Origin of the sequence: Lentzea sp. CA-135723 (assembly GCF_050936595.1) — a bacterium.
In the GTDB taxonomy this organism is placed as follows: Bacteria; Actinomycetota; Actinomycetes; order Mycobacteriales; family Pseudonocardiaceae; genus Lentzea.
The window spans coordinates 4,303,292-4,326,181 of record NZ_JBNJMK010000001.1; the positions used below are offsets into that span (position 1 = coordinate 4,303,292).

The following is a 22,890-nucleotide window of genomic DNA, read 5'->3' on the forward strand; positions in this document are numbered from 1 at the left end:
CCTACCGCGGGGTTTGGCCGGGGTTTCGCCGCAGGTGGTCGAGGATTTCGCAGTCGCAGGAGCCCAGCAGCTTCACCGCGGACCGGGAGAGCAGGTCCCAGGACAGTCCTCTGCCCTCGATCCAGCTCCGCACGGCCGGGAAGGCGAACCGGTGGTCGCACTCGGCGCTCGCCAGGCGTTCCCGCAGGTGGTCCGCGAGGGCTTGGCGGTGGTCCGGTGTCAGGCCGAGCCGCCGGTCCGCGCGCCGGACCTGGTCCGCGTAGAACTCGTCCCGCCGGGCGCGGGCGGCCGGTTCGGTCAGGCCGGCGGCGTGCAGCCGCGCCTCGAAGACGTTCACCCGGAACCGCTCCAGCGACAGGATCGTGGTGAAGGTGCCGTCGGTGGGCAGGACGGCGATCTCGTGGCCCTCGCGGTGGAAGCGCTCGAACGCCTCGTCCAGCAGCACGTCCACGTCGATCGGGACGGCCGGGCCGGCGTCCTCGAACCCCATCGCCTCGGCGGCCATCTCGGCCAGGCGGGGGTGCGGCCACACCGGGACCAGGGCGTTGTCCTGGTCGTCGATCTCCAGCAGGCCGGTCTCGAAGTCCCACGCCCACACCGTCCCGGTGGCGGCGACGGTGGTGAAGAAGTACTCGTCGCGTCCTGGCCGGTCGCCGGACCACAGCTCCCGCGCCTCGTCCTCCGACAACGACGAGATCGTGGTCATCGGGTCTGCTCCTCGGCGTGTGCGGTGTGGTGCGCGGAGCCTATCCGGCCGGTCAGAGGCCGGCTGCCGTCCGGGTCGTGCTCCGGGTGAGGTTGACCGGCATCACGATCGAACGCACCGGTGTCGCGATGGCGGTGTCCACCCAGCTCGGCAGCGGGTCGGGGGGAAGGTGCCGGCGAGGGCGGAGGATCAGGCGCCGGGTCAGGCGGGACTCCAGCTGCCACAACGCGATGTCCATGCCGCCCGCCGGCACTTCGAACTCGAGCTCCCTGGTGGTTTCGGTCTCCGTGTCGATGCGGACCGTGGACTGGGTGAGCTTCGACCACTCCGCGGACAGCTCGGCCGACGCCTTGGCGACCCACACGTCACCTTCCGCGCTGACCTTCAGTCCCGCGGTCAGAGCCAGTTCCCTGGTCTTCTCGGCGCCCACTCCCCAGCGCACGGTGCGGGTGTCCCTGAAGTTCGCGGGTCCGGCGACCGACTCGGCCCACAGCAGCGACCACACCTTGGTGTGCTGGAAGAGGAAGGCCAGCGTGTTCGCCACCGCGGTGAGCTGTCCTGAGGGCAGCACGGCGAAACCCTGCTCGTGCGCCAGCAGCTGGCGGGTGAGGCCGGGAGCTGTGATGGCACGCGCGGTCGTCCACGGTGAGGAGAGCTCCGCCAGCAGGTCCATGTTGCTCCCGACGGCGGCGCCGGAGAAGTCCGGTGGCTCGTTGTGCTCCACGCAGGTCGCCCTTCCGCTCAGAACCAGTTGGTGAACTTCGGTGCCCACCAACGCTTTTCCGGGTCCTTCTGCACCAGGTCGCGATGTGCGTCGGCGTACCGGATGAAGTGTCCTATCAGGACTTTGGCGGCGTTGAGGTCTCTCGTCTGCGCTCCGGACAACGTCACCTCGATGCCGGGGATGTCCAGGGTGATGAGCTTGAGGAGTCCGTCGTCGCCCTTGAGCCCGGACGGGTACAGCAAGGACATCGACATGCGGCCGGCCTTGGTGCTGAGCCAGCCCCGTGCCAGCAGGCGGCCTTGGGCGGTGCTGAGGCGCACGTTCGCGAACTCGGGACTGCGCAGCTGTTCTCGTTCGGCGCGCAGGCAGTCCAGGCCTTGCGGGGAGTCCGTCCACCCCGGCACCGACAGGTGCCCGGTGTGGTGCTCTTGCCGGGGTTCTGCGCGCGGTTGTTCCTGTGGCGGCGGGTCCGGCACCTGTTCGGAGGGCGCGGTGGCGTGGCGGGGCACGGCCTCTTCCCGCGTCTCCCGCGAGACCACCGGGTCCGATCTGTCGCCGGAGATCCTGAGCGCTGTCAGCGGCAGTTCGACGTACGTCTTCCAGCCGCGGATGAAGAGGTAGTGCCTCGCCGTGACGAACCCCTTCAGGTCGACTCCGAGGCTGACCAGGAAGTAGTCGTGGTTGTGGCCCAGGTCGTCGACCGTGTCCTGGTAGCCGTGCACGTCGCCCGGGCTCAGCTCGCCGAGTCCGTTCGGGTGGTGGCTGTGCCAGCTCCCCAGCTGCTCGATGTCCGGCTGCGCGGCCTCGAGCCTGCGGAACTCCGCGGTCTGCCAGTCCGGATCGCCGCGGTGGAAGGACGCGGTCCGCTGTGCCGCCGGGCCGTCGTCGATGTAGTCGACGACCTCGAACGTCAGGTCGGGCACGGCACGCAGCCGCTCCTCGAGAGTGCCGTGGCGCGCCACACCCCTGATGAACCCGACGTACTTCCCGCCCACCTCGACGCGCGGGTGGGCGTTGATCTCCTTCGTGAACCGCTCGGCGACCCTCACCGGGAAGATCACCTGAGGAGCCTGGCGTCCTGTCACTCCCACGTCAGCCATCCCCTTCTCCGCCACCGCAGCTCAGGCGGCACTCCGCCTGGGACCGCAGCAGGAGGCGCGAGGTGTCGTACATGGCGTTGAAGAGCCCGTCGACGCGGCGCATCGACAGGGTCAGCCAGTTGAAGGACGGCACCGTGAGGTACCGCGAGCCACGTCCGGCGAGCAGCGAGATCACGTAGTGGGCGTGGTAGGACGCCACGATCGAGATGTCGGCGGCGAGACCGGACGCGGAGAAGTCCGCCTCGCCGACACCGTAGATCCGCCGGGTCTCCTCGTCGGTGAGGTCCAGCCAGTTCTCGATGTCGCGGCCCTGTTCCAGGCTGAACCGCAGTTTGCACTCGTGGCAACCGGACTCCCCCGGCAGGTAGGCGTAGACCTCGCCGCCGATCCCGGTGCGGAAGACGGAACCGAAGACGCAGGGCGTCCGCCGTGTCACGCAGACTTCGTTCACATAGCTGCGCGCCTGCGGCGTGTCGACCGCGCACACGACGAGATCCGCGTCCGCGACGTCGTCGGGGAACCCCGCGTCCTTGAACACGTTCCCGCCGATCCGGTCGATCGAGCAGGACGGGTTCCGGTCGAGCAGCCAGGACCGGGCGATCTCGGTCTTCTGGCGTCCGAGGTCCGACCGCCGCGCCGGGTGCTTGACGAGGTTCACCGCCTCCAGCGCGTCCGGGTCGTAGAGCGACCACCTCCCGACGCCGGTCATGCCGAGGCGCTCCAGCACCACGGCGCCGCCGCTGCCCAGGCCGACGATGACGATCTTGCGGTCGCGCAGACCGGCTTCGCTGACCAGGTAGTCGATCCGGGACGTGTCGAAGCTGGTGTCAGAGCTCATGCCACCACTTCCTCACCTTGTAGACCGGGCCGTGTTCGTGCTGCTCCGGCCCCGGCCAGATGCCCTTGTCGAGGAACACCTCGTACTTGTTGAGCCACAGGGCGGACTTGGCCACGAGGAAGGCCACCGACATGAACGACGCCCACTGGTTCTCGCGCATCACGCACAGTCCGCCGCGGATGATGTGGGGGTTCGGCCTGAGGGTCCAGCCGACCGGCTGGATCTGGGGCAGCGAGTGCGGGTAGGTCGTCTCGAGGGTGATCTCGATGCGGTAGCGCTGCCCGGTGAAGGTGTCGAGCCGCCCGTTCGCCACCGCGAACGTGCCGGTCTTCGCGGCGATGGTGAACTGCGGGAAATGGGCGTCGAGGATTTTCCGCTCCGCGGCCAGGCGTCCGTCCGGCGTGGAGCTGACGAGGAGTGAGCGGGTCACCCGGAAGTCCACTGATCCGCCTTCCGGTACTCACCTCTTTGGTCGGAGATACCCGCGATCGACTTGCCGGGTGCCGCGGCGGGGGACTTGCCGACCGCGTAGATCTTGCCGTTGGAGTCGATTTCCACGAGGTCCTCGTCACCGAGGGAGGAGAGGAGCCGCTCGGCCTCTTCTCTGCTGGTCATGGAGTTTCCTTCGGTTCGTGCCCGTCGTCCGGGCGGTCTTCACCGCGGATTCGACCGGTCAGTCGGCGACTGCGGCTGTGGCGTTACAGGAAGTGCGGATTCCGGTTCCGCACCTCGGCCACATGTCCAATCGCGCGCCCAGAAAGGACTCTTACCCGAATGGCGCAATAGGGAAATTCAATGATGGGCTGGTAACGATCTCTTGCCTCAGGTGGAAAGCAGGTGCCTTCTGCGAGCGCCAGTCCCTTGAAACCCTTCCAGGTGGGTTACGAGGTCGCGAGCGCGACTGCTTCCTCGCCGCTCAGCCCCGCGCCTCGGTCGAACGCCCGCGCGTACGCGTCATCGCCCAGCGCGGCACGCGAGGAAGCGGTGATCCGGTCCACGTCGCCGCGTTCGGCCGCCGGCAACGGCGCATCCACGCTGCGGCGGGCGGCATCGGCGGCGCCGAGCAGCAGCGCCGCGCGCTCCGGGTCACGCGTGGCGCCCGCCAGGCCTTCCAGCGACAACGCCAGCGCGCGTGGCTCGGCCAGGGCTAGGGCCAGGTCCAGGCCGCGCAGGTGGTGCGATGCGGCGGTGTCGAGGTCGCCGCGGAGTTCGGCGAGGAAGCCGAACTCCGCGCACAGCAGGTGATCGCCCGCCGGCGAGGAGAGGTCGGCGTGGTCGTCGCGGATGCGGGTCAGGTGGTGTTCGGCGGCGTCCAGGTCGCCGGAGCGGCGGGCTCCCAGGGCGAGGCCCATCTCGGCGTGGATCTGGCCGTAGCTGTAGCCGTGTTCGACGGCCAGGCGGTGGGCTCGCTGGTGCAGGTCGCGGGCCCGGTCCCAGTCCCGGTCGAGCAGGGCGAGGCGGCCCAGGCCGGAGAGGCGGGCGGCCACCTCCGCCTGCAGGCCCAGTTCCTGCGCGATGGTGAGGCCCTCGTGCTGCAGGCGGGCGGCGTAGGCGTAGTCGCCCTTGATCTCGGCGAGGGTGGCGAGCGACGGGATGGTCTGCATCTCGCCCCAGCGGTCGCCCAGGTCGCGGAACAGCTCGGCGCTGCGGCGGCCGTCCCGGCCCAGGGCCGCCAGGTCGCCGCGCACCAGCGCGAGCATCGCGTTCAGGCCCAGTGCCGCCGCTACGCCCCACTGGTCGTTCTCGGCGGTGAACCTGGTCAGGGCGTGGGTGTTCACCTCGTGGCTCCGCGCCACGTCGCCTGCGCTGAACAGGCCGTAGGCGCAGAGCCACGACGCGCGGGCGGGCACCTCGAACGCCACGTCCACCGCGTGGTCGCCGTTGAGCAGGGAGAACGCGCCGTGCAGCGCGGCCAGTTCCGGCGCGTCGGCACCGCACTGGGCGAGCACGGCGGCCAGCGCGCGGCGGCCCTCGGTCAGGCGGCCGCGCAGCAGCCACCACCACGACAGGGCCGTGGCGAGCCGGACGCCTTCGGCGGAGCCACCGGCGTGCTCCAGCGCCGCGCGCATGTTGCCCGCGTCGGCGTCGAGGCGGGTGAGCCAGACGCGTTGGTCGGCGCCGCGCAGCAACGGTTCGGCGTGCTCGGCCGCGGAGAGGTAGTGCCGGAGGTGGCGGTCGCGGGCCGACGTGAAGTCCGCCATCTCGTGCAGACGTTCGGTGGCGTAGGCGGAAACGGACTCCAGCAGGCGGTAGCGAGGCCCGGCAGGACCCTCCGCCACGACCACGAGCGAACGGTCGACCAGCCGCGTGACGAGGTCGAGCACCTCCGCCCGCGTCACGCCGTCACCCGCGCACACCTCTTCCGCCGCAACGAGATCGCAGCCGTCGCTCGGCACGGCGAGGCGCCGCAGCACGATGCGTTCGGGCGCGCTGAGCAGCTCCCAGCTCCAGTCGATCATCGCGCGCAACGTCTGCTGGCGCGCGGGAGCACCGCGCTGCCCCAGAGTCAGGATCGAGAACCGGTCGCTCAGCCGCACCGCCAGTTCGCGCACCCCCAACGCCCGCACGCGCGTCGCCGCGAGCTCCAGGGCGAGCGGGATGCCGTCCAGGCGGTGGCAGATCTCGGCCACGGCGGCGAGGTCGGCCGGCGCGCAGTCCTCAAGCCGGGACGGGAACCCCGGCGCGGACGCGGCGGCCCGCGCCACGAACAGCCGGTGCGCGTCGTCGCGCGGCAGCGGTTCGACGCCGAAGACCCCTTCTCCTGCCAGGCCAAGGGGTTCCTGGCTGGTGACGATCACGGCGAGACCTCGGGCCGTGCGCAGCAACAGGTCGGTGAGCTCGGCGGCCGCGTCGATGACGTGCTCGCAGTTGTCCAGCACCAGCAAAGTCCGCCGGTCGCGCAACGCGGTCGCGAGCCGCAGCACGGACGTGACCTCCCCGCCCGGTCCCGGCGGCGAGGCGTCGTCCCGCACGCCCAGCACGGCGGCGATCACCTGCGCCAGGTCCGCCGCCAGGGCCGACCGCAGACCCGCGAACTCGACGAACCACACCCCGTCCGGGAACTCACCGGGCCGGTCCGCCAGCTCGGCGGCGGCCGCGGCGACGGCGAGGCTCGACTTGCCGACGCCGCCGGGCCCGGTGAGCGTCACGAGCCGGGCCGTCGACCGCAGCTCCGCCAGCCGCGCCAACGCGTTCTCCCTGCCGACGAGCGGCGTCAGCGCGTTGGGCAGGTTCGACTGCACGGGCCGGACGGCGACCTCGGCGCCACGTTCCCCTGGCGCGCCCAGCTCGGCGTCCTGCCGCAACACCGCCTGGTGCAACGCCCGCAGCTCGGGACTCGGGTCGATGCCCAGCTCCTCGGCCAGCCGGGCGCGCAGGTCCTCGTACGACGTGAGTGCCTCGCTCTGCCGCCCGGTCAGGTACAGCGCCCGCATCTGCACGGCTCGCAGGCCTTCGCGCAACGGGTGCAGCGCCACGACCGACGCGAGCTCCCCCACCGCGAGCGCGTGGTCACCTGCCTCCAGCCGCGCCTGCGCCTGCTCCTCGACGACGGACAGGCGCAGCTCGGTGAGCCGGTGCGCGGCCGACCGCACGAACTCCTCGTCCGCGAAGTCCGCGAAAGCCGCGCCACGCCACAGGTCCAGCGCCTCGGTGAGCAACGACGCCCGCAGAGAAGGGTCCACTGTGGAGCGTGCCAGCCCCACCAGTTCGCGGAACCGCAGCGCGTCCAGGTCCCCCGCCCCGTCGAGCCGCAGCAGGTACCCCGGCGGCTGCCGCACGACCCGGTCCCGCCCGAGGATCCGGCGCAGCTGGGAGATCTTCGCCTGCAACGCTCCGGCGGGCTTGCCCGGCGGGTGGTCGCCCCACAGGTGGTGGATGAGGCTGTCCGCGGCCACCGGGTCGCCGTCCTGCGCGACCAGCGCCGCGAGCAGCGCCCGCACCTTGAGCTCCGGGACGGTGACCGGCTCCCCCTCCTCGTCCCACACCGCGAGCGGGCCGAGCACCCCGAACCGCATGCACCACTCCCCTGATGTCACGTCGTGATCGACCGTAAGCCGATCGTAAGCGAGTCCGAAGCCCCTCCCGGCACGGTGGCCCAACACGTGGGAGGGAGCGGAACGCATGACGAAGTACGCGGGCACACGGGCGGCGGTCGTCGTGGCGGCGGGCGACATCAGCCTGGCCATCGCCAAGCGACTCGCCGAGGGTGGCGCGCGGCTCGTGCTGACCGCGGACACCGAGGACGGGCGCGCCGAGGCACGGTCCGAGGTGGGCTCGGCGGCGCACGTCGTCGCGCCCGCGGAGATCGGCACGGCCCTGACCGGCCACAGCATCGACTTCCTGTTCACCGACGCGGTGGCGGGCACGTCACCGCTGCTGCCGCACCTGCACGACGGCGGCTCGGTCGTGCTGACCACGCCCACGTCGGCCGAGGCCGTCCTCGCGCTGGTCACCGCGCTCGCCGACCGCCGCATCCGCGTCAACGCGGTGGCCCCGTTCGACAGCAGGGGCTGCGCGGAGGAGGTGGCCCGCGTCGCGCTCTTCCTCGCCACCGAGGCGACGTGCACCACCGGCGCCCACGTCCCCGTCGACGGTGGCCTGAACCACCGATGATCACGTCCGCAGGAGAACCGGAGCACGCCACATGAGTGCAACACCAGAAACCACTTACGGCACGGAGTCCGTGCCAGCAGCGGGGACGGACGGACAGCGGCTGCCCCTCTTCGCCCTGCTGTCCCTCGCCACCGCCGTCTTCATCACGAGCCTCACCGAGACGCTGCCCGCCGGTCTGCTGCCGGCGATGAGCGGCTCGCTCGGCGTGAGCGAGTCCGCGACCGGGCAGACCGTCACGATCTACGCCCTCGGCACCGTGCTGACCGCGATCCCGCTGTCGTCGATGACGGCGGGCTGGCGGCGCAAGAAGCTGCTGCTGGCCTCGATGGCGGGCTTCGCCGTCGCCAACACGGTCACGGCCGTGTCGTCCATGTACAGCGTGACGATGGTGGCCAGGTTCATCGCCGGTGTCGCCGCCGGTCTCGCGTGGGCGTTGCTCGCGGGCTACGCGCGCCGCATGGTGGCCCCCCAGCTGCAGGGTCGGGCGATCGCGATCGCCATGGCCGGCATCCCCGTCGCGTTGTGCCTCGGCGTGCCCGCCGGCACGTTCCTCGGCCAGGTCGCCGGCTGGCGCACGGCGTTCTGGTCGATGACCGTGCTGACCGTGATCCTGCTGGTCTGGATCGTGGTGGCGGTGCCGGACTACCCCGGCTCGAAGGCGGGCGAACGGCCGAAGATGCTGGCCACGCTGAAGGTTCCCGGTGTGACGCCGGTGCTGTTCGTGACGCTCGTCTTCGTGCTCGCGCACACGATCCTGTACGCCTACATCGCGTCGTTCCTCGCCGGTCTCGGCATGGGCGACCAGACCGGCCTGGTGCTGCTGATCTTCGGCATCGCCTCGATCGTGAGCATCTGGCTCGTCGGCGCGCAGATCCACCGCAGGCTGCGGTTGTTCTCGATCGCGAGCGCGTTGCTCGTGGCCGTCGCCGCGCTGCTGCTCGCCACGATCGCGAAGGACCCGCTGCTCGTCTACGTCGCCGCGGCGCTCTGGGGCCTCGGCTGGGGTGGCGTGCCGACCCTGCTGCAGACCGCGGCGGGCGACGCCGGCGGCGAGTCCGCGGACGCGGCGCAGGCGATGCTCGTCACGTTGTGGAACGTCGCCATGGCCGGTGGCGGTGTGATCGGTGGTGTGCTGCTCGATTTGAGCGGCAGCGGCTCGTTCCCGTGGACGGTGCTGGTGCTCACCTTGCCTGTACTCGGCGTAATCGTCGCCGCGAGCAAGCACGGTTTCCCCGCCCAGCGCGCCACTGCCTGATAAGAGCACGTCAGCACCACTCCAGTAACTGCCGCCGAAAGCCGCACGATTGCGCGGCTTTCGGCGGTTGTTGTCGTCGCAATGCCCGATCGGATCTCGAACCGGCAGTTATTTCACCCATTACGACCAACGTGTGGACGCCACGTGAACGACCGTTCGTTCGAAGAGTTTCCGCAGGTCACACGGCGAAATGGCAAAGTAACCATAGATACATGAGGACTGCGGCGTTGCCCGGTAGTGTGAAGTCGTACTGACGCGCTCGCGCCGGACGTTCGCGCGAGCGACATCCGCCTGAGTGAGCACGTCATATGTCGTCGTGGGGGGTCTGCGTCACATGCCGGTAAGCCAGTCGAACGAGGTTGTCTTAGCCGAGAACTTGCGCCTGCAAGATTTCGTGGACCGAGTATTCGAGTCCCTCACCCGGGCGGAACAACGACGTTGGGCCCGCACTTACCTCAGAGGTCTTGTCCACGGGAATGGCAGGCGAACACCCAGGGGCCTAGCCCGCGCCGAACAACTCCCGGCGGCGGCCGCGAACGGCCTGCACCAGTTCATCAACGCCAGCCCGTGGGACTGGGAACCGGTGCGGCGCAGGGTCGCCCGGCAGATCGCCGCGAGCACGACACCGTTCGCGTGGACCACCGCCGAGCTGATCATCCCCAAGCGCGGCGAGCACTCGGTGGGCGTGCACCAGCACGTCGCCGCCGGCACCGAACGTCCCGTCAACTGCCAGCGCTCCCTGGGTTTCTTCCTCGCCACGGACGTGGGCAGCTTCCCGGTGGGCTGGAGCCTCGTGCTGCGCGGCGTCTGGGAGTCCGACCACGAACGACGTGACCGCGCGCGCATCCCCGCGACGGAGTACGGCCACCCCGTCGCCTCCTACGTCATGGACTTCGCCGACAGCGCGGCCGCCGACCCGACGCTTCCCGCCGTGCCGTGGGCGCTCGACCTCGTGCGCTGCGAGGACGCCACCGGGGTGCTCGCGGGGCTGGTCCGGCGCGGCCTCGACTTCGCGTGCGAGGTCCACCAGAGCCAGCTGCTGGTCACCGGACGGCCGGGCGCGCCCGCCGTCGTGACGGTCGGCGAGCTGATGGAGTCACGGCTAGGGCAACGCGCACACCTGCTGACGCCGCCGTCAGGTCACCGCGGGTCCGCGTCCGTGAAGATCTACGCGAAGCAGGCGAGGCTGCCGCTCTTCGGCGCCGCCGACGAACGGTCCCGCACGGTCCGCGTGCTGGAGTGGCCGAACCAGAGCCTCGGCCAGCCCAGCCGGTACTGGATCACGAGCTGCACCAACGGCCGCGTCGGCAAGATCCTCTCGCTCGCCCGCGCCAGGATCGCCGCGCTGGCCACGATCGCGGAGCTGCAGGAGCACTTCGGCGCGCTGGACTTCGAGGGCCGTTCGTTCCCCGGCTGGCACCACCACATGACGATGGCCTCCACCGCCTACGCCTACCGGAACCTGCCCGCGTGCGCGCCGCCGCTCGCGCTGTCCGGAACCGCGTGCTGAGGGGTCTGGACGATGAAGAACATCCTCGTGGTGGAACAGGACGGTCCCGCGGCGGACTCGGTGGTGTCCGAGCTGCGCCGGCAGGGGTACGCGGCCAGGAGCGTGCACGCGGGCAGGCAGGTGCTGGAGGCCTGCCGCGACGCCGACCTGGTGCTGCTGTCGCTCGACCTGACCGATGTGGACGGTCTGGAGGTGTGCCGCTCGCTGCGGGCCGTCAGCAACGTGCCGCTGATCGCGCGGACCCACCGCGACGACGAGCTGGAACGGGTGCTGGCGCTGCGGGAGGGCGCGGACGACTGCGTCGCGAAGACGTGGGGCATGCGCGAGCTGCGGGCCCGCATCGAGGCGGTGCTGCGGCGGTCCCGGTGCGGCAAGGCGGTGCCGGAGACGATCTCGATCGAACCGTTGCGGATCGACCAGCGGACCCGTGAGGTGCGGCTGCACGACCAGCGCGTCGACGTCACGTCGAAGGAGTTCGAGCTGCTCTACGCGCTGGCCGCGAACCCGGAGACGGTGGTGTCGCGCAAGCAGCTGATGGCGAGCGTGTGGGGCACGAACTGGGCGAGCTCGAGCCGCACGATCGACACGCACGTCAGCAGTCTGCGGGCGAAGCTCGGCTCGAACCGGTGGATCATCACGGTCCGCGGGGTCGGGTACCGGCTGGGGCACGCGCGCACGGTGGCCGCGGGCTGACGGAGGAGCTGAGGCCCGGCTCACCGAGGCGCCGGGCACTCACCTACCAGCACGCGGCCGTCACACCGGCTGTCGTCCCAACCGCCGCAACAACGGGTGCTCCTGCTCCACACCCACTTCCCTCGTGGCCCACCACGCCGAGGCCAGGTTCGAGGTCAGCAACGTGCGCGCGGAGTCCGCGCGGGCCAGCTCGGTCAACGCGGCGAGCGTGCCCATGCCCGTCCCGGTGCACAGCAACGCGCTGCCCGCCGCGAAGTCCCGGTTGCGCACCCGCTCCAGCACGGCGCCGGCCGTCACCCGGTACGGGTCGAACACGTCCCCCTCGGCCGGCACGAGGACCACGTCGTCCACGACGAGCCCCGCCTCCTCCCAGAAGCCGCGCGACGTGTCGGTCAGCCACGGCTGGTACGGCGACACGAGGGTCAAGCGGGTCACGCCGAGTGCCGCGCACGCCGCGAGAATCGCCTGAGTCGACGAGAACACCGGAAATCCCGCGCGCGCGGACAGTTCTTCGCAGAACTCGCGATCGCCGTCGGGGCCGAGCAGGTAGTGCGACGCGCTGCACGCCACCACTGCGGCATCGAGGCGCATCTCCCCGAAGCCGTCGAGGGTCTCGGGAAGCACGTCGTTGTAGGTCTCCAGCATTTCCCGCAACCCGACTCCTGGAGTGTTCGGGAAACGAGCGGCGTACACATTCGCCGTCGTGCCGATGAGGTGGTTGAACTCCGGTTCTGCGGTGGGGTTCTCCGGTGGAACGACGACCCCTACCCGTGGCATCGAGAAAAGATCCATGTCAACACCGTAGGACTCACGTCACGGTGAACGGGCGGTTCGCGCGCAGATTTGACCGTCACTTCAGCACCTCCCCACACTTCTTCCCGGACTTGACATTTCTTTGCACTCCATGACGCATTCCTTGCGTGGACCTCCTTGCCCGCGTCTCACCACGTGCAGCAGGGTGATCACGGCAATCGAAGTTGTATTTGCCTCCGATTCGAAGCGAAACTTTCGGAAGGAGCAGAACGCGATGTCGGAAACAGCCGCCACAAACGTCTCGACCTTGGCGGAGTCGCCGGTTCTCCCCCACATCTCCGACGCCACTCTGCGCGATTCCGCGCACATGGCCGGAGTCGAGTTCGGCCCGCGGGACGCCGCGGTGATCGCGGACCTCCTCGTGCGCACCGGTGTCGACCTGGTCGAGGTCGGCATGGTCTCCGGGCCCGGCTCGAAGGACGCGGACCTCGTCGAGGCCGTGCACGAGGCCGTCGGGCCGAAGCGCAGCATGACGCTCGTCGTCGTGCGCGACCGCCAGCAGGTCGCGCAGGCGCTGGACGAGGCGGAACGCCTGGGCGTGCACCACGTCATGTACTCGATCCCCACCTCGGCCGAGCACGCGGCGCTGAAGCTCGGCTCGCCCAGCCTCAAGTTCCTGCAGACGCTCGCCCGCTCGGCCATCTCGCAGGCCAAGGACCGCGGCTTCCACGTGACGTTCAGCGGCGAGGACGGGGCCCGCACCCCGGCCGAGCGGCTCGTCCCGTACGTCGCGGACGGCTTCGCGGCGGGCGCCGACCGGTTCCGGCTCGCCGAGACCGTCGCCTACCTGTCCCCCTGGCAGATGGAGGACGTGATCGGCGGCATCACCGCGATCGAGGGCTCCGAGATCGAGATCCACTCGCACAACATGCTGGGCATGGCGGTCGCGAACTCCCTCGCCGCCGTCCGCGCCGGCGCGAAGTGGATCTCCGCCACGGTCGGCGGCATCGGCGAACGCGGCGGCAACGCGCCGCTCGCGGAACTGCTGACGTCATTGCGGATCGTGCACGGCGACACGCGGTTCGACCTGTCGCACCTCACCGAGCTGTCGAGGGTCGCGCTGAAGGGCGCCGGGCTCGGCGAGGCGTTCCAGTCCGGTCCGACGACGCCGCACGCGTTCGCGTACGAGCTCCCCGGCCAGCTCACCAACCCCGAGGCCTACGAGACGCTGCCCGCCGAGGTCGTCGGCAACGTCCGCGAGCTGCGCGTCCGCACGCGCCTCTCGCCCGCGCTGGTGCGGTGGGCGCTCGCCGAGACCGGCCTGTCCGTCGACGTCGACGCCTTCACGCCGTGGCTCGCCGAGCGCCAGGAGCGCGACGGAGCCCCGTTGCTCGACCGCGACGCCATCGGCAAGGCCGCCGTCGACTTCCTCGCCCAGTGAAGAAAACCTGCCGCACCAACGAAAACGGAGTCACGTCATGACCGCTCCCACCCTGTCCGGTGTCTGCCCCGAGTGCGAGACCGACCTGACCGTGCCGCCGATCGTCGAGGGCGAGACGCTGTCGTGCCCCGAGTGCCTGCTGACGTTGCGCGTCGAGGGCGTCGCCGACGGCCGGCTGACGCTGCAGATGGTCCAGGTCCAGCTCCGCGACTGGGGCCAGTGATGGGCGGGCGGATCGCGATCGTCGCCGACCGGATCGGCTGGGAGGAACGCCGGCTGATGACGGCGGCCCCCGGCTTCGGCCTGGAGGTCGACTGGATCAACGACGAGTCGCTGTGCCTCGGCGACCCGGCCGCGCCGTCGCTCGCGGGCTACGACGTGGCGATGGTGCGCAGCCGCAGCTACACCCGCGGCGGCCTGATCGCCACGCTCGCCGAGGCGGCCGGGGTGCTCACCCTCAACTCCGCCAAGGCCGTTCACGCCTGTGAGAACAAGGCCGTGCTGCGCGTGGTGCTGGCCGCGGCGGGCATTCCCGTGTCGGACTTCCGGCTCGTGTTGTCCCGCAAGGACTTCGAGAAGGCGTTGGCCGAACTCGCGCTGCCGCTGGTGTTCAAGCCCGTCTACGGCGGCATGGGCAAGCGGGTCACGCTGATCCGCGACTCGGACGTGGCCCAGTCCGTCTACGACTACGTCGAGGACCTCGGGCACGCGTTCGAGCAGGCCTGCCTGCTGGAGCCGTACATCGGTGGTGGCACGTCGGTGCGGTGCCTCGTCGTCGGCCGGGAGCTGGTCGGCGCGGCCGAGTTCAGCAGCGGCGGCACGGACTGGCGCAACAACGCGGCGCTGGGCAACAACCACCGGGCCGTCGCGCACGACCCCGACGTGCTCAAGATCGTCGACGGGGTCGTGGGCGTGCTCGGCGAGGGCATCTACGGCGTGGACCTGTTCCGCACCGGCGACGGCTACGTCGTCAACGAGGTCAACCACGCGCCCGCGTTCCGCGCCGTGGCCTCCGCGACGGGCGCTGACGTCGAGTCGGCCATCGGCGCTCATCTCAAGGAGCTGACGCAATGATCAGGGCAGGTGTCATCGGCGCCTCCGGGCTGGCCGGTGGCGAGCTCATCCGGCTGATCGCCGGGCACCCGGAGCTGGAGCTGACGTTCCTCGGCGGGTCGTCGAGCATCGGCAGGCGACCAGCCGAGCTGCACCCCGGGCTGCGGCTCGACCTCGGGGTGACCGTGCAGCCGGTCACCGAGAAGATCGACGCCGACGTCGTCTTCCTCTCCACGCCGGCGCCGGTGTCGGCCGAGCTGGCCGCGCTGCTCGCGGACCAGGTGCCGGTCGTGGTCGACCTCAGCGGGGCATTCCGCATCCGCACGCCGGAGCTGCACGACCGCTGGTACCCCAAAGTGCGCAGGCGGGCCGACCTCGCGGAGCGGTTCGTCTACGGCGTGCCGGAGCTGCTCGGCGACCGGCTCGCGGACGCGTCGCTCATCTCGTTGCCCGGCTGCTACGCCACGGCGCTCACGCTGGGGCTGGCACCGCTCACGATGAGCCTCGGCCTGAACCTCAGGACCGTGGTGGTGGACGGGAAGAGCGGGTCGAGCGGTGGCGGTGCGTCGTTGCGCACGGCCGACCTGCACCCGTACCGCAACGGCGCCATCACGCCGTACGCCCCGACCGGGCACCGGCACGCGGCCGAGGTGAAGGACTTCCTGCGCCACAACGGTTCCGGCGACATCGGCTCGCTGAGCATGTCCGCGTACGGCGTCTCGCACGTGCGCGGCCTGCTCACCAGCTCGTACGTCTTCCCCGAGCAGGACGTCGACCAGCGCGAGCTGCACCGGGCGTATCTGCGGTTCTACAAGGGACATCGGTTCGTGCGGGTGCGCCGGCACGACGAGACGCTGATCCCGGTGCCGGACCCGCACGCCGTGCTGGGGTCCAACTTCTGCGACGTGACGGTGCTCCTCGACGAGGAGGAACGCCGGATCGTCGTCCTCGCCGCGCTGGACAACCTCGTCAAGGGCGCCGCGGGACAGGCGGTCCAGGTCACGAACAAGCGGTTCGGCCTGCCGGAGGAGACGGGACTGACGGCGCAGCCGCTGATGCCCGCATGAGCGCCACGCCGACCGTCGTGAAGCTCGGCGGCAGCTGCCTCGAAGACCTCGACGGCTCCTGGTGGGACGACCTCGCCGAGCACGGCAGGGGCACGCCGCTGGTGCTCGTGCACGGGTGGTCCAAGCCGTTGAAGCGCCTGAGCGAACGCGAGGGCAAGCAGCTGGAGATCCTGCGCGACCGCTACGGCAACCAGAGCCGCTGGACCACGCCGGAGGTCATCGCCGACATCAGGACCGTCAGCGCGGAGATCGCCGGCGAGGTGATCAGCCGGCTGGAACTGCGCGGCATCACCGTCGAACGGCTGCTCGGCAGTGACGGCCTGGTCAGCGCTGGCGAGGGCGAACGCTGGTGGTGGCGCGAGAAGCAGCTGGTCGAGCTGGACAACCTGGTCGGCCCGATCACCGGCGTCGACCCTGGCCCGCTCAAGAACCTCCAGCCCGGCCACGCCTACGTCGTCACGCCTCTTGCCCGCAACGCGGCGGGCCAGGAGGTCAACACCGACGGAGACCGGGCGGCGGCGGCGATCGCGGGCGGGGTCGGCGCCACCGACCTCGTGCTGGTCACGAACGTCGCGCACCTGCTCGTCGACGGTGAGCCGGTGCGGCGGATCTCGGCGAAGGCCGCGGCGGCGTTCCGCGACAACGGCGCGACCGGCGGGATGCGCAAGAAGCTGCGGGCCGCCGGCGAGGCGCTGGACCAGGGCGTGGCACGGGTCGTCATCGGCAGCGCGCCCGTCACGGACCTGCTCGCCGACCGCACCGGAACCACCATCACGCGACTGTGAGGAGCACGCACGTGGCACGACCCCGTGTGCTAGTCGTCAACAACGGAACCCTGTCGCTCAAGCAGTTGCGCGCGCGGTTCGAGCAGCTCGGCTCGGACACCGAGGCCGTGCCCGCCGCCGAGGTGCCGTCCTCTGTGGAGGGTCAGTACCAGGCGATCGTGCTGAGCGGCACGAAGGTGCGGGCCTACGACACCGAGTACTACAAGCCGTTGATCGATCTCGTCACCACCGCGTCCGTTCCCGTGTTCGGGATCTGCGGCGGCATGCAGATCATCGCGGTCGCGGCCGGCGGTGAGCTCGCGGACGGCCCGCAGCGCGTCGGCGGGTACGAGGTGCAGGTGGACAAGACCGAACCGCTCTTCACGCACGTGAAGCCGACGGTGACGGTCTTCCACCGGCACACCCTGTACCTCCAGGCGGCTCCGGCGGGCTTCCGCTCGATCGGGCACTCGGAGCACGCGCCGGTGGAGTTCCTGCGCTCCGACGACGGCCGGGTCCTCGGTGCCCAGGCGCACCTGGAGTTCCGCGCCGACGGCCTGGAGATCCTGCGCGGCTTCGCGCAGCTCTACTCGTGAACTACGCAGACAAGGACTGGGCAATGAGCGTTGTGGAGCAGCCCGCTTTCACCGTGCACCTGAACGGCAGCGGTGGCGACATCAAGGGCTGGGTGGTCGTCGACTCCCTGGTCGACGGTCTCGCGATGGGCGGGACCCGGATGACCGCTGGGGTGACGGAGGACGAGGTCGCGGGCCTCGCCAGGGACATGACGGAGAAGTTCACGCTGGCCGGACTGCGGATCGGCGGCGCGAAGGCGGGGATCGTCGCCACCGGCGCCGACCGCGAGACGACGTTCCGCACGTTCGGCCGGACCGTGAAACCGTTGCTGCACGGCGGTATCCACCTCGGCATCGACATGGGCGTGACGCCGAACGACCGGGGTGTGTTCTTCGCGGAGTCCGGCTACGACCCGCGGCACCGCACCGGTGTGCCCGACATGCCGATCGACTGGGAGACCTACTACAACCCGTTGATCGACGCGACGGGGCACGGCGTCGGCGTCGCGGCCGTGACCGCGCTGGAGGCGAGCGGGCGCACCGGGTCGTCCCGCGTGGTCGTGCAGGGCTTCGGCGCGGTCGGCCGGGCGGTGGCGCGGTTCCTGGAGGAGCGCGGGCACGTGGTCGTCGGTGTCGCGGACGTGCTGGGCACCGTCAGCGCGGAGCGGTTGCCGGTCGACGACCTGGTGGCGATCACCGACGAGTTCGGTGGCATCGACCGGTCGCGCTTGCCCGCGCACGTCAAGGTGTCCGAGGAGCCGGACGCGTGGCTCGACGTCGACGCGGACATCCTCGTGCTGGCGGCGCAGAAGCACGCGCTGAACGCCGAGAACGCGCACCGGCTGCGGGCGGGCCTGGTGGTGGAGGGCGCGAACATCGCCTCCAGCGTGGTGGCGAAGGAGAAGATCGCCGGGTCGGGTGCCGTGCTGGTGCCCGGCGTGATCGCGAACATCGGCGGCGCCGGGTCCGCCGCTCTCGCCGTGACGCGGGTCGTGCCGTTCGAGCTGCCGGCGCAGGCGCGCAAGGACTGGGTGTTCGGCTGGATCAGCGACCGGGTCGCGCGCAACACGCGGGACCTGCTGGAGATCGCCGCCGCCCGCGCGGGCGACCCGTTGCCGGAGCTGCTCGCGGTGCGCAGGCAGGAGCGCGGGTGAACGCCAGGAGCGCCGACCTGGCCGCCGAGTACCGCGCGCTCGGCTGGTGGCGGGAGCAGACCTTCCTCGACGACCTGCGCGCGCAGGCCCGCGAACGCCCGCACAAGCTCGCGATCGCGGGCAGGCGGGTGACCGAGTCGCGCACCGACACGCTCGACTACGCCGAGCTGGCCGCGCTGACCGACCGGTTCGCGGCCGCGTTGCTCGGCCTGGGCGTGCGGCGCGGTGACGTGGTGGCCGTGCAGCTCCCGAACCGGTGGGAGATGGTGCCGCTGATCTTCGCCTGCATGGCCGTCGGCGCGGTGATCTGCCCCATCTCCCCTGTCTGCCCCGAACCCGAGCTGCGGCACCGGCTCGAACTGACCTCGGCGCCGGTGTTCATCGCGGTGGAGACGGAGATCGGTGCGCGGCTGCGGGCCGAGCTGTCCACATTGGAGCACGTGCTGTCGGTGGACGACGCGTCGTTCCACTCGTCGTTCGTGGCCGTGGAGCGGGAGGTCTCGCTCGACGGGCTCGCCGTCGGCGCGGACGACCCGTTCCTCGTGCTGTTCACGTCGGGCACCACCGGCCCGGCCAAGGGTGTGCTGCACAGCCCGAACACGGTCCACGCGGCGGTGCGCGGGTACGTCGACGCCTACTGCCTGGACGACACGTGGGTCGCCGCGGTGTCGACCCCGCTGATCCACTACTCGGGGTTCGCCCAGGGCGTGCTGGCGGGGGTGCTGCTCGGCGGCACCGTGACGTTCCAGGACGTGCGGCGCAACGAGGTGCTGCTGGACCTAGTCGAGCGGTACGGCGCGACGTTGCTCTACGGCCCGCCGGCCACCGTGGCGGACGTGGTCGAGGCACAACGGCACGACAAGCGCGCCACCCCGACGTTGCAGCACGTCGTGATCGGTTCGGCGCCGGTGCTCGGCGACCTCGTCGACGACGTGCGCGACCACCTCGGCGCGCGCACCTACTCGTTGTGGGGCATGTCGGAGATGGGTCCGGTGACGATGACCCGCCCCTCGGCGGCCGCGGACCGGGCGGCCCACAGCAACGGCGTGTCCATCGACGCCATGCAGCTCCGCATCGACCTGTCCGCTGTGGACGGTGAGAGCGGCGTGGGCCGGCTGCGGGTGCGCGGGGCGGCGCTGGCGCTCGGCTACTACGGGCGGCCGGAGGTGTTCGCGGAGCAGCTCGACGCGGACGGCTGGTTCGACACCGGCGACCTCGCGCGGCACGACGGCCAGGGCGGCATCCGCATCATCGGCCGGGCCCGTGACGCGATCCTGCGCGACGGCCGGGTGGCCCCGATGACCGAGCTGGAAGCCGTGATCGGCAGCCATCCTTCGGCCGTCGAGGCAGCGCTGGTCGGGCTCGACTCGGTGATCTGCGCGGTGGTCGTGCCCCGCGGTGCCGGGCCGTCGCTCGACGAGGTGCGCGCGCACCTGCTGGACGCCGGGCAGGACCCGCGCTTCCTGCCGGACCGGCTGGAGCTGCTGCCCGCGTTGCCCAAGACCCTGACCGGCAAGGTGCGCAAGGCAGAACTGCGCGCCCGGTACGCGGGAGCGGCCTGATGTCCCGGCCCGTGGCGATGTCGGCGACGCTGGCGGCCGACGCGGACCTCGCCCGCCGGCGTGCGGCCGGCGAGCAGGTCATCTCGCTGGCGAGCGGCGAGATCGGCCTGCCGGTGCTGCCCGAGCTGCGTTCCCGGCTCGCCGAGGCGGCCGGTTCGACCTCCTACGGTCCGGTGGAGGGCAGCCCCGCGTTGCGCTCGGCCGCGGCCGGGTACTGGTCGCGGCGTGGTCTGGACACCGATCCGGACCTCGTCGTGGCCGGGCCCGGCAGCAAACCGCTGCTGTTCGCGCTGCTGCTGGCGATCGGCGGCGACGTGGTCGTGCCGGTGCCGGGGTGGGTGAGCTACCCGTCGCAGGCCGTGCTGGCGGGGGTGCGGCCGCTGCCGGTGGCCGTGGGTGAGGGTGGTGTGCCGGACCCGGACCTGCTGCGCGAGGCGGTCGTCACGGCCCGTGCGGCCGGGCAGGACCCGCGCGCCGTCGTGGTGACGGTGCCGGACAACCCCACCGGCACCGTGGCGTCCGAGCTGACGGTGCGTCGTCTTGCCGCTGTGGCGAGGGAACTGGACCTCGTCATCGTGTCGGACGAGATCTACTGCGATCTCGTCTACGGTCCGGCCGCGGTCTCGCCCGCTCGTGCCGCGCCCGAACGCACGGTGGTCACCACAGGGCTCACCAAGAACCTCGCCGTCGGCGGGTGGCGCACCGGCGTCGCCCGGCTGCCCGCCGGCGAGCTCGGCCGTGCGCTGCACTCCAGGCTCGTGTCGATCGCCAGCCAGATCTGGTCCAGCACACCGGCTCCGGTCCAGTCCGCGGCCGCCTACGCCTTCGGTGAGCCCGCCGAGGTTCTGGAGCGCGTGGCGGCGAGCCGTCGTCTACATGAGACGGTCGCCCGCGCGGTCGGTTCGCTCTTCGTCGCGGCCGGTGCGTCGCTCGCACCCGTCCGCGCCACCTGTTACCTCTACCCGGACTTCGAGCCGTTGCGCGCACCGCTCGCCCAGGTCCACTCCGTGCACGGCTGCGAACACCTCGCCGCCTGGTTCAGCCGGGCGGGGATCGGCCTGCTGGCGGGGTCGGCGTTCGGCGAACCCGCGGAGGTGCTGCGCGTCCGCGCCTCGACCAGCCACCTGTACGGCGCGTCCGACGCCGAACGCCTGGCGGCACTGGAGTCCGCCGATCCCCTTGACCTGCCGTGGATCCGCGCCTCCGTCGACCGGATCGAGTCTGTCCTGTCCGGCCTCACCGCCTGAATCACTTCCTGGGAGGAATCTCATGTCCGTGCTGTTCGAGGCCGTCTACGAGGGCCACCGCTACGTGGGCTTCGACCGCGGCCCCGCCGTGACCCTGCACCGCGTCGCCGACGGCCAGGTGGCCGAGGCGTTCGTGGAGGCCAACGGTTCCGCGTCCGCACTGCGGGCGTCGCTCACCTCGGGTGCGAAGACCGTCTCGGTGTCGATCGACGACCCCGGGCTGCGCTTCCTGCCGCCGTTGCTGCCCGCGGCCAGTGGGAACGCGTTGCTGAGCGGGTTCATGGGGACCCACAAGAAGAAGTGGGACGGGAGGACCTTCGCCGAGGGCGACGAGTTCGTGCCGCCGAAGTGGTTCTTCAAGGGGTTCGGCGACTGGGCGAGGCTGCCCGGCGAGCCGCTGACCGTGCCGGCCGCCCCGGTGGCGTTGATCGAGGAGCCCGAGGTGCTGCTGGTCTACGTCAACGACGCCGACGGGTACCCGCACTACGCGGGCTACACGTTCGGCAACGACCTGTGCGACATCGGGCTGCACCGCAAGGACAACGGCTACAACCCGTACTGCAAGCTGTGTGACACCGCCGTCGCGCCCTGGCTGTTCCTGGACGCGCCGCCGCGGACCGTGACCGGGCGGGTGACGATCGTCCGGGACGGGGCCACGGCGTGGGAAGGGCCGTTCGACTGCGGGGCCGACGCGCTGTACTACCGGGTGCGGGACATGGTCGAGCACCTGTTCTCGTTCCCCGCGGTCCGGCGGCCGGGGCTCGTCAACTACGTGCTGCTGGGGGCGGACGAGGCCAGCTTCCACGACGGGTTCCGGATCGCCGACGGTGATCGGATCGACATCGACGTGAAGAGCCACGACGTGGCGTTCTCGAACGAGGTCCGGTTCACGGGGCCGGTTCCGCCGGGTCGGTGACAATGCGAAATCCGGGGCCGACTTTCACGTCGGCCCCGGTTCGCGTATTTCACACCTGAATTCGGGAATTCGTCCTCGCGTGGCTATCAGGCGGGGAGGAGAACCGAGTCGATCAGGTAGACGGTGGCGTTGGCGGTGTGCACGCCGCCGCAGATCACGTTCGCGTCGTTCACCTTCAGCGCGTCCTTGGTGCCGGTCACCTTCACGGTGCCGGTCTCGACGGTCTTCTGGTCACCGACGATCTTGTCCGGGGAGATCTGGCCCGGGACGACGTGGTAGGTCAGGATCTTGGTCAGCAGGGCGTCGTCGGTCTTGAGCTTCTCGATCGTCGCGGCGTCGATCTTGGCGAAGGCGGAGTCCACCGGTGCGAAGACGGTGAACTCGGCGCCGTTCAGCGTCGAGACGAGGTTGACCTTCGGGTTGAGCTTGCCGGAGACGGCGTCGACCAGGGTCTTGAGCAGCGGGTTGTTGCTCGCCGCGACGGCGACCGGGTCAGCGGCCATGCCCGCGACCGAACCCGCACCCGACGGGACCTGCTTCGCGTAGTCGGCACAACCGGGGCCGACGAGGTCGCGGGCCGGGTCCATGGCCGCGGCCGAGGACGCGGTCGTGGTGGGCGCTGCCGCGGTCGAGGAGCTGCCGCTGCTGGCCATGTCAGACGAGCCGCACGCCGCGCCGAACAGGGCGAGCGAGGCGACGCCGATGGCGAGAGCGGTGTTGCGGACGGACTTGTTCATGACGAGACATCTCCAAGGAGTGTTCGGGCAGTTGCTACCCGTGATTCGCCGCCCCTTGAAGAGCGGATTGGCGCGGTTATCGATCCGTTACCGACCGGCGGGCCATTTTCGGTGACCGCCTGTTCGAAGCCTGCTCATTCAGGACCGATCCAACAGCGCTTCGGCTGCGAACACCTGAGGA

The 22,890-nt window shown here is 70.9% G+C and carries 23 protein-coding genes; 14 read left to right on the forward strand and 9 right to left on the reverse strand.

Annotated elements, in window-relative coordinates; genetic code table 11:
- Position 1 precedes the first annotated feature (1 nt).
- The 7 genes from ACQEU1_RS19215 to ACQEU1_RS19245 form a co-directional block, all read right to left on the reverse strand.
- On the reverse strand, positions 2-706 hold the full coding sequence (locus ACQEU1_RS19215; protein ID WP_433203247.1) for a DUF2695 domain-containing protein: 705 nt from the start codon (positions 704-706) through the stop codon (positions 2-4).
- Positions 707-758: 52 nt separating this feature from the next.
- The gene (locus tag ACQEU1_RS19220) at positions 759-1,430 is read right to left on the reverse strand and encodes a hypothetical protein (RefSeq protein ID WP_433203250.1); all 672 of its coding nucleotides are present in this window, start codon (positions 1,428-1,430) and stop codon (positions 759-761) included.
- Between the two features lie 17 nt (positions 1,431-1,447).
- Positions 1,448-2,530 (reverse strand): hypothetical protein, encoded by a 1,083-nt coding sequence (locus ACQEU1_RS19225; RefSeq protein WP_433203253.1) that lies wholly within the window; start codon positions 2,528-2,530, stop codon positions 1,448-1,450.
- Positions 2,523-3,368 carry a ThiF family adenylyltransferase gene (locus ACQEU1_RS19230; RefSeq protein WP_433203256.1) on the reverse strand — a complete coding sequence of 282 codons (846 nt, stop codon included), beginning with the start codon at positions 3,366-3,368 and terminating at the stop codon, positions 2,523-2,525. Before ACQEU1_RS19230 ends, ACQEU1_RS19225 begins: the two co-directional genes overlap by 8 nt.
- A complete protein-coding gene (locus ACQEU1_RS19235; RefSeq protein WP_433203259.1) occupies positions 3,358-3,798 on the reverse strand; it encodes a hypothetical protein in 441 nt (146 codons plus the stop codon). Before ACQEU1_RS19235 ends, ACQEU1_RS19230 begins: the two co-directional genes overlap by 11 nt.
- Positions 3,795-3,983, reverse strand: coding sequence for a hypothetical protein (locus ACQEU1_RS19240; RefSeq protein WP_433203261.1), 189 nt, complete (start codon positions 3,981-3,983; stop codon positions 3,795-3,797). The genes ACQEU1_RS19235 and ACQEU1_RS19240 overlap by 4 nt, the downstream gene beginning before the upstream one ends.
- Positions 3,984-4,249: 266 nt before the next feature.
- Positions 4,250-7,384 carry a BTAD domain-containing putative transcriptional regulator gene (locus tag ACQEU1_RS19245; protein WP_433203264.1) on the reverse strand — a complete coding sequence of 1,045 codons (3,135 nt, stop codon included), beginning with the start codon at positions 7,382-7,384 and terminating at the stop codon, positions 4,250-4,252.
- Between the two features lie 106 nt (positions 7,385-7,490).
- Between ACQEU1_RS19245 and ACQEU1_RS19250 the strand changes: the two genes are divergently transcribed.
- The 4 genes from ACQEU1_RS19250 to ACQEU1_RS19265 all read left to right on the forward strand — a co-directional run bounded on the left by ACQEU1_RS19250 (position 7,491) and on the right by ACQEU1_RS19265 (position 11,440).
- Positions 7,491-7,982, forward strand: coding sequence for a hypothetical protein (locus ACQEU1_RS19250; RefSeq protein ID WP_433203267.1), 492 nt, complete (start codon positions 7,491-7,493; stop codon positions 7,980-7,982).
- A gap of 70 nt (positions 7,983-8,052) precedes the next feature.
- Positions 8,053-9,237: an MFS transporter gene (locus ACQEU1_RS19255; RefSeq protein WP_433203270.1), complete on the forward strand. Its 1,185-nt coding sequence runs from the start codon at positions 8,053-8,055 to the stop codon at positions 9,235-9,237.
- A 334-nt stretch (positions 9,238-9,571) separates the two neighbouring features.
- Complete coding sequence (locus ACQEU1_RS19260; protein ID WP_433203273.1) at positions 9,572-10,747, forward strand: IS701 family transposase; 1,176 nt, start codon at positions 9,572-9,574, stop codon at positions 10,745-10,747.
- A gap of 12 nt (positions 10,748-10,759) precedes the next feature.
- Entirely contained in the window at positions 10,760-11,440 is a 681-nt protein-coding gene (locus ACQEU1_RS19265) for a response regulator transcription factor (RefSeq protein ID WP_433203276.1), read from the forward strand.
- Between the two features lie 60 nt (positions 11,441-11,500).
- Here the strand turns inward: ACQEU1_RS19265 and ACQEU1_RS19270 are convergent, their stop codons facing one another.
- Positions 11,501-12,232, reverse strand: a complete 732-nt coding sequence (locus tag ACQEU1_RS19270) for a maleate cis-trans isomerase family protein (protein WP_433203279.1) — start codon at positions 12,230-12,232, stop codon at positions 11,501-11,503.
- A 235-nt stretch (positions 12,233-12,467) separates the two neighbouring features.
- Here ACQEU1_RS19270 and ACQEU1_RS19275 point away from each other — a divergent pair, with 235 nt between their 5' ends.
- Genes ACQEU1_RS19275 through ACQEU1_RS19320 form a run of 10 tightly spaced genes read left to right on the forward strand, consistent with a single transcriptional unit; the run spans position 12,468 to position 21,972 of the window.
- On the forward strand, positions 12,468-13,634 hold the full coding sequence (locus tag ACQEU1_RS19275) for a hypothetical protein (protein WP_433203282.1): 1,167 nt from the start codon (positions 12,468-12,470) through the stop codon (positions 13,632-13,634).
- 37 nt (positions 13,635-13,671) lie between these two features.
- The gene (locus tag ACQEU1_RS19280; protein WP_433203285.1) at positions 13,672-13,857 is read left to right on the forward strand and encodes a hypothetical protein; all 186 of its coding nucleotides are present in this window, start codon (positions 13,672-13,674) and stop codon (positions 13,855-13,857) included.
- On the forward strand, positions 13,857-14,708 hold the full coding sequence (locus tag ACQEU1_RS19285) for an ATP-grasp domain-containing protein (RefSeq protein WP_433203288.1): 852 nt from the start codon (positions 13,857-13,859) through the stop codon (positions 14,706-14,708). The genes ACQEU1_RS19280 and ACQEU1_RS19285 overlap by 1 nt, the downstream gene beginning before the upstream one ends.
- Entirely contained in the window at positions 14,705-15,754 is a 1,050-nt protein-coding gene (gene argC / locus ACQEU1_RS19290; protein ID WP_433203291.1) for an N-acetyl-gamma-glutamyl-phosphate reductase, read from the forward strand. The genes ACQEU1_RS19285 and argC overlap by 4 nt, the downstream gene beginning before the upstream one ends.
- Positions 15,751-16,539 (forward strand): hypothetical protein, encoded by a 789-nt coding sequence (locus ACQEU1_RS19295; protein WP_433203294.1) that lies wholly within the window; start codon positions 15,751-15,753, stop codon positions 16,537-16,539. Before argC ends, ACQEU1_RS19295 begins: the two co-directional genes overlap by 4 nt.
- 11 nt (positions 16,540-16,550) lie before the next feature.
- Positions 16,551-17,114 (forward strand): type 1 glutamine amidotransferase, encoded by a 564-nt coding sequence (locus tag ACQEU1_RS19300; RefSeq protein WP_433203297.1) that lies wholly within the window; start codon positions 16,551-16,553, stop codon positions 17,112-17,114.
- 23 nt (positions 17,115-17,137) lie between these two features.
- A complete protein-coding gene (locus ACQEU1_RS19305) occupies positions 17,138-18,247 on the forward strand; it encodes a Glu/Leu/Phe/Val dehydrogenase dimerization domain-containing protein (RefSeq protein ID WP_433203300.1) in 1,110 nt (369 codons plus the stop codon).
- The gene (locus ACQEU1_RS19310; RefSeq protein WP_433203303.1) at positions 18,244-19,809 is read left to right on the forward strand and encodes an AMP-binding protein; all 1,566 of its coding nucleotides are present in this window, start codon (positions 18,244-18,246) and stop codon (positions 19,807-19,809) included. The genes ACQEU1_RS19305 and ACQEU1_RS19310 overlap by 4 nt, the downstream gene beginning before the upstream one ends.
- The gene (locus ACQEU1_RS19315; RefSeq protein ID WP_433203306.1) at positions 19,809-21,056 is read left to right on the forward strand and encodes a pyridoxal phosphate-dependent aminotransferase; all 1,248 of its coding nucleotides are present in this window, start codon (positions 19,809-19,811) and stop codon (positions 21,054-21,056) included. Before ACQEU1_RS19310 ends, ACQEU1_RS19315 begins: the two co-directional genes overlap by 1 nt.
- Before the next feature lie 22 nt (positions 21,057-21,078).
- Positions 21,079-21,972: a hypothetical protein gene (locus ACQEU1_RS19320; protein WP_433203309.1), complete on the forward strand. Its 894-nt coding sequence runs from the start codon at positions 21,079-21,081 to the stop codon at positions 21,970-21,972.
- 86 nt (positions 21,973-22,058) lie between these two features.
- On the opposite strand, the gene ACQEU1_RS19325 is transcribed toward ACQEU1_RS19320, so the two are convergent.
- Entirely contained in the window at positions 22,059-22,709 is a 651-nt protein-coding gene (locus ACQEU1_RS19325) for a fasciclin domain-containing protein (protein WP_433203312.1), read from the reverse strand.
- Between the last annotated feature and the right edge of the window lie 181 nt (positions 22,710-22,890).

What these genes read in the sequence shown, in the direction of transcription:
- ACQEU1_RS19215 (WP_433203247.1), bottom strand. Translation starts at nt 706, where the DNA reads ATGACCACGATCTCGTCGTTGTCGGAGGACGAGGCGCGGGAGCTGTGG.
- ACQEU1_RS19225 (WP_433203253.1), bottom strand. Translation starts at nt 2,530, where the DNA reads ATGGCTGACGTGGGAGTGACAGGACGCCAGGCTCCTCAGGTGATCTTC.
- ACQEU1_RS19230 (WP_433203256.1), bottom strand. Translation starts at nt 3,368, where the DNA reads ATGAGCTCTGACACCAGCTTCGACACGTCCCGGATCGACTACCTGGTC.
- ACQEU1_RS19240 (WP_433203261.1), bottom strand. Translation starts at nt 3,983, where the DNA reads ATGACCAGCAGAGAAGAGGCCGAGCGGCTCCTCTCCTCCCTCGGTGAC.
- ACQEU1_RS19245 (WP_433203264.1), bottom strand. Translation starts at nt 7,384, where the DNA reads ATGCGGTTCGGGGTGCTCGGCCCGCTCGCGGTGTGGGACGAGGAGGGG.
- ACQEU1_RS19250 (WP_433203267.1), top strand. Translation starts at nt 7,491, where the DNA reads ATGACGAAGTACGCGGGCACACGGGCGGCGGTCGTCGTGGCGGCGGGC.
- ACQEU1_RS19260 (WP_433203273.1), top strand. Translation starts at nt 9,572, where the DNA reads ATGCCGGTAAGCCAGTCGAACGAGGTTGTCTTAGCCGAGAACTTGCGC.
- ACQEU1_RS19265 (WP_433203276.1), top strand. Translation starts at nt 10,760, where the DNA reads ATGAAGAACATCCTCGTGGTGGAACAGGACGGTCCCGCGGCGGACTCG.
- ACQEU1_RS19270 (WP_433203279.1), bottom strand. Translation starts at nt 12,232, where the DNA reads ATGGATCTTTTCTCGATGCCACGGGTAGGGGTCGTCGTTCCACCGGAG.
- ACQEU1_RS19275 (WP_433203282.1), top strand. Translation starts at nt 12,468, where the DNA reads ATGTCGGAAACAGCCGCCACAAACGTCTCGACCTTGGCGGAGTCGCCG.
- ACQEU1_RS19280 (WP_433203285.1), top strand. Translation starts at nt 13,672, where the DNA reads ATGACCGCTCCCACCCTGTCCGGTGTCTGCCCCGAGTGCGAGACCGAC.
- ACQEU1_RS19285 (WP_433203288.1), top strand. Translation starts at nt 13,857, where the DNA reads ATGGGCGGGCGGATCGCGATCGTCGCCGACCGGATCGGCTGGGAGGAA.
- argC (WP_433203291.1), top strand. Translation starts at nt 14,705, where the DNA reads ATGATCAGGGCAGGTGTCATCGGCGCCTCCGGGCTGGCCGGTGGCGAG.
- ACQEU1_RS19295 (WP_433203294.1), top strand. Translation starts at nt 15,751, where the DNA reads ATGAGCGCCACGCCGACCGTCGTGAAGCTCGGCGGCAGCTGCCTCGAA.
- ACQEU1_RS19305 (WP_433203300.1), top strand. Translation starts at nt 17,138, where the DNA reads ATGAGCGTTGTGGAGCAGCCCGCTTTCACCGTGCACCTGAACGGCAGC.
- ACQEU1_RS19315 (WP_433203306.1), top strand. Translation starts at nt 19,809, where the DNA reads ATGTCCCGGCCCGTGGCGATGTCGGCGACGCTGGCGGCCGACGCGGAC.
- ACQEU1_RS19320 (WP_433203309.1), top strand. Translation starts at nt 21,079, where the DNA reads ATGTCCGTGCTGTTCGAGGCCGTCTACGAGGGCCACCGCTACGTGGGC.
- ACQEU1_RS19325 (WP_433203312.1), bottom strand. Translation starts at nt 22,709, where the DNA reads ATGAACAAGTCCGTCCGCAACACCGCTCTCGCCATCGGCGTCGCCTCG.